The organism is Streptomyces sp. NPDC053474 (assembly GCF_044544845.1).
GTDB lineage: Bacteria > Actinomycetota > Actinomycetes > Streptomycetales > Streptomycetaceae > Streptomyces.
Genome location: NZ_JBITXV010000003.1, coordinates 469,380 through 482,124 on the forward strand (window position 1 = coordinate 469,380; position 12,745 = coordinate 482,124).

Annotated in this window: 11 protein-coding genes and 1 tRNA gene; 8 read left to right on the forward strand and 4 right to left on the reverse strand. The window is 75.4% G+C overall.

The window, feature by feature from the left end; all coding sequences use genetic code 11:
- Positions 1 to 7: 7 nt before the first annotated feature.
- Together ACIG3E_RS08810 and ACIG3E_RS08815 are read right to left on the reverse strand one after the other, a co-directional pair.
- Positions 8 to 871 (reverse strand): spermidine synthase, encoded by an 864-nt coding sequence (locus ACIG3E_RS08810; protein ID WP_399613029.1) that lies wholly within the window; start codon positions 869 to 871, stop codon positions 8 to 10.
- Positions 872 to 1,125: 254 nt separating this feature from the next.
- Positions 1,126 to 1,707, reverse strand: a complete 582-nt coding sequence (locus tag ACIG3E_RS08815) for a hypothetical protein (RefSeq protein ID WP_399613032.1) — start codon at positions 1,705 to 1,707, stop codon at positions 1,126 to 1,128.
- Between the two features lie 326 nt (positions 1,708 to 2,033).
- On the opposite strand from ACIG3E_RS08815, the gene ACIG3E_RS08820 reads away from it, so the two are divergent.
- Positions 2,034 to 3,455 (forward strand): tetratricopeptide repeat protein, encoded by a 1,422-nt coding sequence (locus ACIG3E_RS08820; protein ID WP_399613034.1) that lies wholly within the window; start codon positions 2,034 to 2,036, stop codon positions 3,453 to 3,455.
- A gap of 12 nt (positions 3,456 to 3,467) precedes the next feature.
- Here ACIG3E_RS08820 and ACIG3E_RS08825 read toward each other — a convergent pair whose 3' ends face one another.
- Positions 3,468 to 4,064 (reverse strand): histidine phosphatase family protein, encoded by a 597-nt coding sequence (locus tag ACIG3E_RS08825; protein WP_399613036.1) that lies wholly within the window; start codon positions 4,062 to 4,064, stop codon positions 3,468 to 3,470.
- A 296-nt stretch (positions 4,065 to 4,360) separates the two neighbouring features.
- On the opposite strand from ACIG3E_RS08825, the gene ACIG3E_RS08830 reads away from it, so the two are divergent.
- The 7 genes from ACIG3E_RS08830 (at position 4,361) to ACIG3E_RS08860 (ending at position 11,165) form a co-directional block, all read left to right on the forward strand.
- Positions 4,361 to 5,461, forward strand: a complete 1,101-nt coding sequence (locus ACIG3E_RS08830; protein ID WP_399613038.1) for a phosphatase PAP2 family protein — start codon at positions 4,361 to 4,363, stop codon at positions 5,459 to 5,461.
- A complete protein-coding gene (locus tag ACIG3E_RS08835; RefSeq protein WP_399613525.1) occupies positions 5,355 to 6,521 on the forward strand; it encodes a hypothetical protein in 1,167 nt (388 codons plus the stop codon). The genes ACIG3E_RS08830 and ACIG3E_RS08835 overlap by 107 nt, the downstream gene beginning before the upstream one ends.
- Positions 6,522 to 6,683: 162 nt before the next feature.
- Positions 6,684 to 8,270 carry a hypothetical protein gene (locus ACIG3E_RS08840; RefSeq protein ID WP_399613040.1) on the forward strand — a complete coding sequence of 529 codons (1,587 nt, stop codon included), beginning with the start codon at positions 6,684 to 6,686 and terminating at the stop codon, positions 8,268 to 8,270.
- Positions 8,267 to 9,613, forward strand: coding sequence for an AAA domain-containing protein (locus ACIG3E_RS08845; protein ID WP_399613042.1), 1,347 nt, complete (start codon positions 8,267 to 8,269; stop codon positions 9,611 to 9,613). Before ACIG3E_RS08840 ends, ACIG3E_RS08845 begins: the two co-directional genes overlap by 4 nt.
- 374 nt (positions 9,614 to 9,987) lie before the next feature.
- A complete protein-coding gene (locus tag ACIG3E_RS08850; RefSeq protein WP_242718371.1) occupies positions 9,988 to 10,335 on the forward strand; it encodes a hypothetical protein in 348 nt (115 codons plus the stop codon).
- A 163-nt stretch (positions 10,336 to 10,498) separates the two neighbouring features.
- On the forward strand, positions 10,499 to 11,101 hold the full coding sequence (locus tag ACIG3E_RS08855; protein WP_399613045.1) for a bifunctional DNA primase/polymerase: 603 nt from the start codon (positions 10,499 to 10,501) through the stop codon (positions 11,099 to 11,101).
- Positions 11,092 to 11,165, forward strand: a tRNA-Lys gene (locus ACIG3E_RS08860). The genes ACIG3E_RS08855 and ACIG3E_RS08860 overlap by 10 nt, the downstream gene beginning before the upstream one ends.
- 176 nt (positions 11,166 to 11,341) lie before the next feature.
- Here the strand turns inward: ACIG3E_RS08860 and ACIG3E_RS08865 are convergent.
- Complete coding sequence (locus tag ACIG3E_RS08865; RefSeq protein ID WP_399613047.1) at positions 11,342 to 12,616, reverse strand: M6 family metalloprotease domain-containing protein; 1,275 nt, start codon at positions 12,614 to 12,616, stop codon at positions 11,342 to 11,344.
- Positions 12,617 to 12,745 lie beyond the last annotated feature (129 nt).

The following is a 12,745-nucleotide window of genomic DNA, read 5'->3' on the forward strand; positions in this document are numbered from 1 at the left end:
CTCAGCCTCAGCGGAAGACGGAGGGCGGCGGCGCGGGCGAGGCCACCGCGCTCGCGTCGGTGACGGCGGCCGCCCCGCCGCCGAAGTCCACGAGGGCGCGCCCGTGTTCGACGCGCGCCGGGTGCGGGTCGCTCGCACTGCGCCGGGTGAGCTCGGCGATGGGCAGGGGGCGCGCGGAGGCGAGGAGCACGGCGTTGCCGAAGCGCTTGCCGCGCAGCACGGCGGGGTCGGCGACGAGCGCGAGCTCGGGGAAGACGGCGGCGGCGGTGGCGAGTTGGCCGCGCAGATAGCCGAGCGGCGGGCCGTCGGCGAGGTTGGCGGCGTAGTGCCCTTCGGGCTTCAGGACGCGGCGTACGTCGCCGAGGAACTCCACGGACGTCAGGTGCGCGGGGGTGCGGGCGCCGCTGAAGACGTCGGCGATCACCAGGTCCGCCCAGCCGTCCGGCAGCTTGGCGAGCCCCTCGCGGGCGTCGGCGCCGCGCACGCGCACGCGGGCCTGCGGGTCGAGCGGCAGCACGCGGCGCACCAGGCTCACGAGGGCGGTGTCGCGCTCGACGACCTGCTGGGTGGAGCGGGGTCGGGTCGCGGCGACGTAGCGGGCGAGGGTGAGGGCGCCACCGCCGAGGTGCAGCACGTGCAGGGGGGCGCCGGGCGGGGCGGCAAGGTCGGCGATGTGGCCGAGCCTGCGCTGGTACTCGAAGTCGAGGTGGGCGGGGTCGTCGAGGTCGACGTGCGACTGGGGTGCGCCGTCGATGAGGAGGGTCCAGGCGTGGGGGCGGTCGCGGTCGGGCAGCAGTTCGGCGAGGCCGCCGTCGACCTCCTCGACCACGGCTTCCCGCGCCGCGTCCCGGCTCCGCCTGTTCCTTGCCATCGGGCCATTATCGCCGGGGCCGCGGGGTGGCGCCCTCGCGGTGCGCCCCAGCCCCGCCCCTTCCCGACCCGGGGGCTCCGCCCCCGTACCCCCGCTTTTCGGCGCTCCGCGCCTCGTCCTCAAACGCCGGACGGGCTGAAACTCTCCGGTGCGGGCCCGCAGAAGAGATGCGGCCCGCAGGGGTACTGATCAGCCCGTCCGGCGTTTGAGGACGAGGCCGAAGGCCGATCAACTGCTGGCCACCCCGGCAGGGCTCAGCGGCAGTTGTCGGCCGCCTCGATCATCCGTTGGGCCTCGCCGAGGGCCGCGCGGAGGGCCTCGGGGTCGGTGACCGGGTCCGTCGGGCGGGGCGGTACCAGCCAGCCGGTGCCGGCGACGGGCGGCGGGGGCGTCGGGTCCTGGGTGCCGGTGCCGGGCCCGCCGAAGGTCTGCGTACAGGCGCTGCCCGGCAGGTCCCACGCGGCGGCCGTGCCGGGCGGCACCAGGAAGCCGAGGGTGTCGCAGCCGCCGTCGTGCAGGACGGGCCCCACGGCCTCGTGCCCGGCGCCCCTGCGCAGGATGTCGACGGCTTCGAGGCCCTGCCGCGCGGGCACGGTCACCAGGTCGCAGTGCTCCTGCAAGGGGTCGACGCCGTGCGGGACGTAGGGGGCGTGGGGGTGGTAGGGGGCGTGGGCGGTGTGCGGGGCGGACGGGGCGTGACGTGCGTACGGCTCGTGGGCACGGGGCCCGGGGTGGGCGGGGCCGCGCGACTCGCCGCCGCCGGGACCGGCGCTGCGGTCCTGGCTCGGCCGGTGCCGCGCCGTGGTCAGTGAGCCCCCAGATTCGCTGTTCTCCATGCCGACCTCCAACAAGGGAACCCCTCCTCGCCAGGGCGGAAGCCGCTTCGCTCCCTCTCCGCACTGGTTCAACGCGCCACCGCGTCAACGGCTACGGCGCCACGCCGCCGCAAAGGATGGCAGTTCATGGCAGATCACGGGTGAGATATCCGGTTTGTAGCCGAACTCCCCGTCGTCACCGAGTCACAGAGGGTACTTTCTTGCTCCGCCGGGACACGGCCGGACCACGGGGCAGCGCGGGGGCGGGGCGCGCGGCGCGCGACTCCGGCGGTTCGTCGGCACGGTCCCCCCACGAGAGGGCCTCGGTCCCCACGAGAGGATCCGGCATGGCGTCGTCTTCCACGGCCTCGTCCACCCCGCCGCCGCGGCCGAACCTCGCCTTCCGGCGGCTGCGCGGGCAGCGCTCGCCGGGCGAGTTCGCGGCCCTGGTGCGGCGCGCCGCGCGTGAGATCGGCGAGCGGGTCAGCTGCGACGCGCGGTACGTCGGCCGCGTCGAGGCGGGCGAGATCCGCTGCCCCAACTACGCGTACGAACGGGTGTTCCTGCACATGTTCCCCGGCCGGACGCTGACGGACCTCGGCTTCGCACCGCGCGCGGCGGTACGCGGCCGGGGGGCGCGCACGGACTCCGGCGCGCCCACGGCGCACGGCCCGGGCCGCGTCCCCGCCCCGGGCGGGCCCCGGCACCACGAAGAGAACCACAGTGACGAGGAGAGCGACGTGCGGCGTCGCGCGTTCATGACCAGCGGCACCGCCACCGTGGCGGCCGCCTCCCTGACGGCCCTGCCCCTGACCGGCCCCGCCGGAGCCGCGGCGGGCGCCGTCCCGCGCCCCCGCACGGCGAGCGAGGCCGAGGTGCACGCGGTGGAGGAGGCGGTCCGCCGGATCCGGCTGCTCGACGACCGGCACGGCGCCGACGGCCTCTACCGCCGCGCCGCAGCCCCGTTGCGCACCGCCTACGCCCTGCTCGACGCGGGCACCGCACGCCCGGCCACGGCGGACCGGCTGTACGCGGGCGCGGGCGAACTGGCCATCTCCGTGGGCTGGCTGGCGCACGACTCGGGCCGCTTCGACGACGCCCGCTCGCACTACGCGGAGGCGCTCGCGACGGCCCGGATGTCCGGGGACCCCGCCCTTGAGGCGCACGCCTTCTGCAACACGGCGTTCCTCGCGCGCGACGCCGGGCGCCCGCGCGAGGCGGTGCGGGCGGCCCAGGCCGCGGCGCGCGCCGCCCGGGAGGTCGCCTCGTCCCGGCTCCTGTCCCTTATCGCGCTGCGCGAGGCGGGCGGCTGGGCGGGCCTCGGCGACCGCGCGGGCTGCGAGCGGGCCCTGTCGCGGGCGCACGCCCTGTTCGACCGGGGCCCGGGGCCGCAGGACCCGGAGTGGATGACCTTCTACGGGCCCGCGGAGCTGGCGGGCCTGGAGGCCCAGTGCTGGTCGGCGCTCGGCCACTGGGAGCGCGCCTCGCGGCACGCGCACCGGGCGGCGCACGTGGCGGCGGCGCAGACGCCCGAGTTCACCCGGAACATCGCCCTGTACACCGCCGAGCTCGCCGACGACCTGGCCCGCGCGGGCCGCCCGGACGAGGCCGCGGCGGCGGGCCTGCGGGTGCTCGCGCTGCTCGACGAGGTCCAGTCGTCCCGCATCCAGGGGATGCTCGCCACCACCGCGCGCGTGCTGCTCCCGCACCGGCGCGCCTCAGGGGTGACCGACTTCCTGGAGCACCACGCGTCCCGCGCGCGTGCCTGACGGCGGGCCCGCTCAGCCGGCCAGGTGCCCGGTCTCGTTCCAGGACTCGATCGCGGGCTCCCCGTACGCCCAGCCGAGGACCGAGAGGGACGTCGGGTTGAGCCGGATGCGGGAGGCGAAGGAGATGTCGTTGCCGAGCCAGCGGGCGCCGATGGCGCGCAGGATGTGGCCGTGGGCGAAGACCAGCACGTCCCGGTCGGCGCCGCGGGCCCAGTCGATCACCTCGTCGGCGCGCGCGGAGACCTGCGCCAGCGTCTCGCCGTCCGGCACGCCGTCGCGCCAGATGAACCAGCCGGGCCGGATCGCCTGGATGTCGGCCGGGGTCAGGCCGTCGTACGCGCCGTAGTCGAACTCCATCAGGGCGTCCCACTCCGCGGCCCGGTCGCCGAACCCGGCGATCTCGCACGTCTCGCGCGCGCGGGACAGTGGGCTGGTGCGGACCTCGACGCCGGGCAGGCCGTCGTAGGGCGCCCGGTGCAGCCGCTCGCCGAGCAGCTTGGCGCCGCGCCTGCCCTCGTCCAGGAGCGGGATGTCGGTCCTGCCGGTGTGCTTGCCGGACAGCGACCACTGGGTCTGTCCGTGCCGGGCCAGCAGGATGCGCGGTGCCATGAGGAGCCTTCCCAAGGAGATGCGAGGAGGAGCGGGGGCAGCAGCGAGGCGAGCCGATATGTCAGAAATCGACTGGGACAAAAGCGGACAAGTAATCGTCCGCTCCCTCATGTGCCCTTCTGTTTCCTTCCATCATCACTCACGCGCGCGATGAGCAACCCGCGCGCCGATCTCTGCGTCTATGACCACCAGGGGGTTGGCTCGTCGGCCTTCGCGTACGCCGTAAAGTGACCCAGCGGCCGTACGCCGCGAGAACTGAGTGAGAACAGCGCGAATTGAGATGGGGGACCCACCGGATGCCGCACACCGAGGCACAGGGCGCCGGCAACGGCGGCATATCCGGGCACCGGACACGGGGTGTCCCCGGCCTCCGCCCGCGCTGGTGGACCGAGCTGCCGCTGATCCTGCTCGTCTACGGAGCCTACTCGGCGGGCCGCCTCCTTGCGCGCGGGGACGTGACCACGGCCGTCGACCACGGCCTGTCCATCCTGCGGGTCGAGAAGGCCGTGCACCTGAACCTCGAACACCCGCTGAACCGGTTGTTCACCGCCCACGCGTCCCTCGGCGTCCCGGCCGACTTCTGGTACGCGTCGCTGCACTACCTGGTCACCCCGCTGATCCTGATCTGGCTGTTCCGCAGCAGGGCCGTGCACTACGCCGCGGCCCGCACCTGGCTGATGGTCTCCACGCTGATCGGCCTGATCGGCTTCTCGCTGATGCCGACCTGTCCGCCGCGCCTCCTGGACTCCGGCCACGGGTTCGTCGACACCATGGCGCAGTACAGCGACTGGGGCTGGTGGGGCGGCCAGGCCAGCGCCCCGCGCGGCCTCGGCGGGATGACCAACCAGTACGCGGCGATGCCGAGCCTGCACGTCGGCTGGTCGCTGTGGTGCGGCGTGATGCTGTGGCGGTACGGGCGCGGCCCGGTGGCCAAGACGGCGGCGGTCGCCTATCCGCTGCTGACCACGATCGTCGTGATGGGCACCGCCAACCACTACTTCCTGGACGCGGTCGCGGGCGTCGCCGTGATGCTCGTGGGGCTGCTCCTGGTCAAGCCGGTCCAGCGGCTCGCGCGGCGGCTCAAGGCGCGCCTGCGGCCCGTGGTCGCGGCGGCGCTGCCCGGCCGGTTCGGTTCCGGTTCCGGCCAGGACACCGCGTCCGCCGAGGGCGCCGACGCGCACGTGCACGCGGGGCGGGCCGCGGACGCCACTTCCGGCGCACACGCCTCCGTTGTCAGTGGCGGATGCCAGACTTCCGTGGGTGAGCGAATTCCCCATCAGCGCAAGCTCGGTGCCAAGTCCGGCCCCCGCGGCCCGAGGGGCGCACGACCGGCAGGCCGCCCCGCCGACACCGGGGACGGCGCTGCGGCGACGGCTGGCGGAGCTGCGCGGACCTGACGTACCGGCGCAGCCGCTCGACGCCCGCGCCCTCGCCGCGCTCGCGGCGAACCCGGGCTGTCGCAGACGGGCGCTCCTGGACGGCGCGGGCGTACCCAAGGCGGAGCTCGCGCGCTCGCTCGGCGCGCCGTCGGCGTTCGGGCAGTCCCAGTTCGCGTTCATGCGCGGGCACGCCTTCGAGGCGCGGGTCAAGGCGGACGGCGGCGCGGAGCTGCTCCGGCTCACGCACGCGCACGTGGGCGGCGGCCCCGAACCGGTGCCGGGCGAGGCGCGCACGGCGGACCTCACGGCGGCGGGCCCGCGGGGCCGCGCGGCCCGCACGGAGCTCGCCCTGGGCGAGGCCACGGCCGCCGGGGCCTGGACACTCCTCGACCACCCCATGCTGGCCCTGGACGTCGCGGGCACCCCGGCCTTCCTCGAACCGGACGCGGTGGTGGTCGCCCCGGACGGCACGTGGACGGTCGTGGAGATCAAGTCGTTCCCGATGATCGACGGTTCGGCGGACGCGGCGAAGGTGGGCGCGGCCGCCCGGCAGGCCGCGGTGTACGCCCTCGCCCTGGAGGACCTGGCCGCCCGGCTCGACGGCCCGGCGCCCCGGGTGCGCGACCAGGTCCTCCTGGTCTGCCCCAAGGACTTCTCGAACCTGCCGACGGCGTCCCCCGTCGACATCCGCAAGCAGCTCTCCGTCACCCGCCGCCAGCTGTCCCGGCTCACCCGCGTCGAGGACATCGCGGCGGGCCTGCCGCCGGGCACGACGTTCGACGTCACCCGTCCCGCCGCCGAGCTGACCGCCGCGGTCGACGCGGTGCCCGCGACCTATGCGCCGGAGTGCCTCGCGGCCTGCGAGCTGGCCTTCCACTGCCGGGCGCGCTCCCGCGCGGCGGGGGAGGTCACGGCGCTCGGGCGGTCGCTGCGCGGTGAGCTGGGCGCGCTGACCACGGTGGAGCAGGCCCTCGCGGCCGCGCGCGGCGAGGCCGGGGATCCGGACGAGCCGGTGGTGGCCGCGCTGCGCAGGGCCGGGGCGCTGCGGGCGGAGGCGCTGGCGGGGAGGTCCGGGTGACGCCGGGCCCTCGCGGGCGCGCCCCAGGCCCGCCCCTTTCCCGAAACCAGGGGGCTGCCGCCCCCTGGGCCCCCGCTCCATCGGCGCTTCGCGCCTCGTCCTCAAACGCCGGACGGGCTTGATGTCCCACCTTCCGCACGCACGGACCCCGAGGCACCGCACATGACCTTGATCGACAACCTCGCGCGTCTGGAGGCCACGGCCAGCGGGCGGGCGCAGCCCCGGGCCACGGTCCGGCACCGCCACCTGTCCCAGCGCCCGCTGGTCCTCGTTCCGCTGACCACGGCCGGGGAGGCGGGCGCCCCGCTCGGGGCGCTGATCGGCACCGAGCGCACGGCCCCGCGGCTGCTCGTCGTCCCCCAGCCCCGCGACCGCGACCTCCGCTTCGCCTTCCTCGCCGAGCTCGCCGACGTGCTGCTGCCGTACGTGGAGGCGTACGGCGACGACGTGGAGGCGGCCGAGCGCACCGAGACCGACCCGGAGACCGGCAAGCGCGTCAAGGTCGAGGTCGACCTGTGCGCGGACGCGCCCCAGCTGATCGTGCCGAGCCGTGCGGGCGTCGAGTTCGTCCGGCTGCTCGGCCGCTCCATGCGGTTCCGCCGCACCGCCGAGCAGGACCCGGACACCCCGCACCCGGCGCCGCCGCGCGTGCCGCTGCTCGGCCGCTGGCTGACGCACTTCGGGGAGCGCGCCCGGGTGCCGGGCTCGGCCCTGCTGCTCGCCATGACGGACCTGTTGTCGCGGCACTGGGCGACGGGCCAGTCCAGCCTGGAGGAGCAGCACCTGGGCGCGCTGCTCGCCTGGATCGAGGCGCCCGAGGGCACCTCGGGCGCGGCCGCGGCGCTCCGCGCGGAGCTGGCCAGGGACGCCGCCGGGCAGCTGCTGTGCCCGCCCGCGGGCCCGGCCACCGACCCGGCGTTCGACAACGACCTGCTGGCTCCGGCCATCGAGGCCTACGACCGCGCGCGGACGGCCCTCGCCGCCGCCGAGGACGGCGCGGCGGCGGACGCGCGCCTGGCCGGGCTCACCGCCGCCGAGCGGGAGATCCGCGCCCTGGTGGACAGCCGTACCCGGCCCACCTGGGACGCGGTGTGGCGCGGCCTCGACGCCCTGTGCACGCTGCCCGAGGCGGCGCACGCCGAGGACCGGTGGCGCAGCGACCGCTGGTCGTTCACCGCGCACCGCGACCGGGTCGCCGCCGGTGAGCCGCCGCAGCCGCGCCTGGACGACGCGGTGACGGCGGCCCAGAAGCTGGCCACGCGCGAGCGCGAGCAGGCGCGGCTCGACGCGCAGGAGGCCCTCGACGACCCCCTGGTGATGGCCGGGCGGCGGCTGCGCGGCGAGGCGTTCGCCGGGGAGGTCACCCAGGTCGTGATGGCGTACAGCGAGGGCAAGTCGCCGCGCCCGCGCCCGTTGGTGACCGTGCGCACGGCCGACCGGCCGCATCTCGACGAGGGCGTGAAGGTGTACCGCTCCCTGGCCGGGAAGCCGCAGACCGCGCACTTCGTGACGTACGAGGGGGACGGCGCGCTGGTGCTGCGGATCGTGGACAAGATGGGGCGCGGCAAGGAGCCCGAGCCCGGCTCCGTGCCCGAGGCGGGCGACCGGCTGTGCTGGACGCTGTTCGAGCACGAGCAGCGGGGCGGCCCGAAGCTGCCCGACCCGGAGGACACCCCCTGGACGCACGGCGGCCCGCCGGACAGGGCCGCCGAGACCCCCGACCCCGTGACCGCGGAGGACACCCTGTGAGCCCGGCCTCCCCCACCGCCTTCGACCCCGGCGCCGCGGCCGCCCGCGCCACCGAGGCGATCCTGCGCGACACGCTGGCGGGCGCGCACCGCGGCGTCGTCGTGGACTCGCCGCCCGGCGCGGGCAAGTCCACGCTCGTCGTGCGGGCCGCGCGCGAACTGGCCGCGGCGGGGCGGCCCCTGATGGTGGTCGCGCAGACGAACGCCCAGGTGGACGACCTGGTGCTGCGCCTCGCCGAGAAGGACCCCGAGCTGCCGGTGGGGCGCCTGCACAGCAGCGACTCCGACCCGTACGACAAGGCGCTGGACGGCCTGGCGAACGTCAAGAAGTCCACGAAGGCCGCCGACCTGGCGGGCCTCGACGTGGTGGTGTCCACCGCCGCGAAGTGGGCGCACGTGCGGGGCGTCGAGCCGTGGGGGCACGCGATCGTCGACGAGGCGTACCAGATGCGCTCCGACGCGCTGCTCGCCGTGGCCGGTCTCTTCGAGCGGGCGCTGTTCGTGGGCGACCCGGGGCAGTTGGACCCGTTCGCGATCGCCGAGGCCGAGCAGTGGGCCGGGCTCGCCTACGACCCGTCGGCCAGCGCGGTGTCCACGCTGCTCGCGCACAACCCCGAGCTGCCGCAGCACCGCCTGCCGGTGTCGTGGCGGCTGCCCGCGTCGGCCGCGCCGCTGGTGTCGGACGCGTTCTATCCGTTCACGCCGTTCCGCAGCGGTACGGGCCCCGGGGACCGGGCCCTGCGCTTCGCGGTGCCCTCGGACGGGTCGGGGCCCGACCGGGTGATCGACGAGGCGGCGGCCTCCGGCTGGGGCCTGCTCGAACTGCCCGCCCGGCACACGCCGCGCACCGACCCGGAGGCGGTGCGGGCGGTCGCCCTGGTGGTGCGCCGACTGCTCGACCGGGGCGGGGCGGCCACGTCGGAGCGGGACGCGGAGCCGGTGCCGCTGACCGCGGACCGGGTGGCGGTGGGCACGGCGCACCGCGACCAGGCGGCGGCCGTGCGCGCGGCGCTCGCCGCGCTCGGCGTGGTGGACGTGACCGTGGACACGGCGAACCGGCTCCAGGGCCGGGAGTTCGACGTCACGGTGATACTCCACCCGCTGTCGGGGCGCCCGGACGCGACGGCGTTCCACCTGGAGACGGGCCGCCTGTGCGTCCTCACCTCCCGGCACCGGCACGCGTGCGTGGTGGTGTGCCGGGCCGGGGTGGACTCCCTGCTCGACGACCACCCGTCGACGGAGCCCGTACGCCTGGGCGTGACGGTGAAGTTCCCGGACGGCTGGGACGCGATGATGACGACGTGGTCCCACCTGACGGAACACCGGGTGCACTGGCGCCCCTGACCACCACACCCACCCGGCCCGCGCGCCAGGCGCACTGGCGCCCCTGACCACCACACGGCGCGCGCCACACCCCGCACGCCACCGCCCAACCGCCGGACGGAGTCCGGCACGCCGCCGGAGGCGGCCAAAGAAAACAGCCCGGACGGCTGGGACGCGATGATGACGACGTGGTCCCACCTGACGGAACACCGGGTGCACTGGCGCCCCTGACCACCACACCGGTACGCGCACCGGGTGCACTGGCGCCCCTGACCACCGCACCGGCCCGCGCGGCGCGTGTGCTGGGCGGGGTGGCGAGGGCGCAGGCCCCGGCCCCTTGCGGGGCGGGGGACAATGGGTCGCGGCACGTGGCGTACGAGGGAAGGAACGTGAAGATGGCGGAACCCGAGGCCCAGGGCAAGCGCATGCGCCCCGCGCCGTTGCTCTTCGAGCCCGCGGAAGCCGCCGCCGACCCGGAGCACTTCTTCGACCTGGAGTCCATCGAGGACCCGCGCGAACTGCTGTCCCGGGCGACCGAGTTGACCCTCGCCTTCCGCGCGGCGACGGACCGCTCCGTGGAGTTCCAGGCGATCGCGGCCGCGCAGCTCGCCGACCCGCGCCGGTTCGACCGGCTGACGCACGCGGACATCGCCGAGCGCGCGCAGTGGACCGAGGACTACGCCAAGAAGATGGTGGAGTTCGGCCGGGACCTGCTGCGCAGGGACGGCACGGGCACGCCGTAGGCCGCCGCGGCGCGGGCACCCCTGGCCCCACGAGGCCCGTCCGCCCCCTGGGCAAGCCCTCTGGCATATGCCGAGGCGCACGGTACCCCACCCCGGCGGCCACTGTCCCGGATTTCGGGAACCCTGCGGAACCGGGCACTCACTCCCGGTACACGTAGTCGCCATGAGCCTCACCCTCCCCCACAGCTCGCAGCCCCACGCGTTCGGCTCCGCGGCCGAGGTGACCGCCGACGGCGCCACCTGGCTCACCTCCGCGGAAACGTATCCGCGCAGGGCCCTCACCGACTGGCGGGCGCGGCCCCACGAACCCGCCGTGCTGTCCTGCGGCAGCGCCTTCGACGTGGTGAGCGTGCCCGCCGTGTTCGGGCGGCGCATGGTCGACCGGCTCTGGCACGAGGGGCCGGGCTCCGGACCCGTCGCCGTGCACCGGGGCCGCGTCCTGCTCTTCGCCGCGCCCGGCACCGCCCAGCGGCTCCCCTCGCTCCTGCGCTGGGAGGAGTGGGGCTCCGCCGTGCCGTCGCTGCTCTGCCACGGCGCCGGGGACGCCGTCACCGTGCCGCCGCTGGCGCGCGACGAGCGCGACCGGAGCGGGTCACGCTGGGTGGTCGCCCCGGACACCCGCAGCCCCTGGCTGCCGGGGCCCGAGGTGGTCCTGTGGGCCTGCGTACGGGCGGCCAGGGGCGGCGCGGAGACGGCGGTGGGTATATCGATTTTTCCCAGCGGCGATCAGAGTGCTAAGGTCTACGACGTCAGCAGGCGCCGCTAGCTCAGTTGGTTAGAGCAGCTGACTCTTAATCAGCGGGTCCGGGGTTCGAGTCCCTGGCGGCGCACGATGACGATGGCGAGGCATGTTCGCGGAATGCGCGAACCGGCCTCGCCATCTCTGTTTCTGCGCGGCTTCGCCGCGCGTCGTGGGGGCTTCGCCACCCACACCCCCTCACCGAGCGCAAGGCCCCTCAGGGGATGCGAGGGGCCTCTTTCGTTGCTGTCCGTGACCGGTGCTGGCTCAGGCCGGGGTGATCTCCACGGTCCAGGCGCCGGACCGGGTACGGTCCGCGACCTCGATCCTGACCCCGGCGCCCGGCACCGTGAAGCTCTCCCCCGCGCGCACCGGCGCGTCCGCCAGCGGCGGATAGACCGACTCGCTCCAGCACGCCTCGGTGCGCGGGTGGGCGTCCACCACCTCGACGGGGCCCCGGCCCGACGCCGTGTCGCTGTGGACGCGGTACACCAGGACGCCCTCGCTGCACGTCGCCTGGTCGTTGCCCGCCGGACCCCGGGCCTCGACCGCGAGGGCGCTGCCCCGGCCGGTGCGGACCACCGCGAGCTTGGTGCCGCCGACGCCGCCGCGGGCGGGCGCCGCCAGGGGTTCGAGGGTCAGCCGCCGGGGGCCGCCGCCCTGGACGCAGACCACCTGACGCGGGTCCAGCCAGCCCAGCTTCCACTTGTGCCAGCCGAACAGGTCGGGGGCCAGGCCGAACTGGCTGCCCATGACGTCCCAGTCGCCGACGTGCGTGTCCCAGTCGCCCTCGCCGTCGGTCGGCCGGTGGTAGAGGTCCGGCAGGTCGAAGACGTGACCCGTCTCGTGCGCGAGGACGTTGCGGTCCGGCGGATGGCGCTCGAAGACCGTGACCATGCGCCGGATCGAGACCCCGTCGGCACGCATCGGCCGGTCGAAGTTCACGACCTTCGTCGCGTCCGAGTCCACGCCCGGCGCGTCCGGATCGGCCACGAAGTACACGATGTCGTACGCGGAGAAGTCCACGTGCGGATCGGCCGCCGCCAGCGCGTCCCGGAGATAGGAAGCCCGCCGCTGGGCGTTCCAGTCGCGCTCTATGGCGTACGCGGTGGACGCCTTGGGCATCGGGATCCACTCGGACTGGGGATGCGCGCGCAACCGGAACCGCCCGTACGAGGCACGCGCGAAGAAGTCGCTGGTCTCGGGGAAGTAGTCCGCGGCGAGCTCCGCGGGCGTCGTCACCGGTGGCGAGTCCGGGAACGACAGGAAGACCATGACGGCGTCGCGGCTGCGGGTGGGCCGCGGATACGCGGCGTTCCAGGTGTCGAGGCCCTCCGAGTGGTGCGCGGCCGTGCGGCGCAGGGCGCACGGGCCCGCCGCGCCGTGGGCGATCGCGGGGCCCGCGACCAGGGACGTGGCGGCGACGGCGGTCAGGCAGGTGAACAGCGTGGCCGCGGTGCGCAGCCGCTCCCCACCACGGGTGAGCCGCCACGGGGGGAGCTGACGCTCCACGTCGACCTCCGGGTGCGGAATGCGGGACACCCCACCCACCCTGTGGTGATTTGTTGAAGTTCGCCCAGTTTGTCTGACCTGACCGAGTGAACATGGTCGAGAAGGCGACACTCCCGGCGCTCACTCACCGTCACAAGCGGTCGTCGCGGAAAGAAAGCG

Bases quoted from the DNA above. Each gene is read 5' to 3' on its own strand.
- ACIG3E_RS08810 (WP_399613029.1), bottom strand. From the start codon at position 871: ATGGCAAGGAACAGGCGGAGCCGGGACGCGGCGCGGGAAGCCGTGGTC.
- ACIG3E_RS08815 (WP_399613032.1), bottom strand. From the start codon at position 1,707: ATGGAGAACAGCGAATCTGGGGGCTCACTGACCACGGCGCGGCACCGG.
- ACIG3E_RS08820 (WP_399613034.1), top strand. From the start codon at position 2,034: ATGGCGTCGTCTTCCACGGCCTCGTCCACCCCGCCGCCGCGGCCGAAC.
- ACIG3E_RS08825 (WP_399613036.1), bottom strand. From the start codon at position 4,064: ATGGCACCGCGCATCCTGCTGGCCCGGCACGGACAGACCCAGTGGTCG.
- ACIG3E_RS08830 (WP_399613038.1), top strand. From the start codon at position 4,361: ATGCCGCACACCGAGGCACAGGGCGCCGGCAACGGCGGCATATCCGGG.
- ACIG3E_RS08840 (WP_399613040.1), top strand. From the start codon at position 6,684: ATGACCTTGATCGACAACCTCGCGCGTCTGGAGGCCACGGCCAGCGGG.
- ACIG3E_RS08850 (WP_242718371.1), top strand. From the start codon at position 9,988: ATGGCGGAACCCGAGGCCCAGGGCAAGCGCATGCGCCCCGCGCCGTTG.
- ACIG3E_RS08855 (WP_399613045.1), top strand. From the start codon at position 10,499: ATGAGCCTCACCCTCCCCCACAGCTCGCAGCCCCACGCGTTCGGCTCC.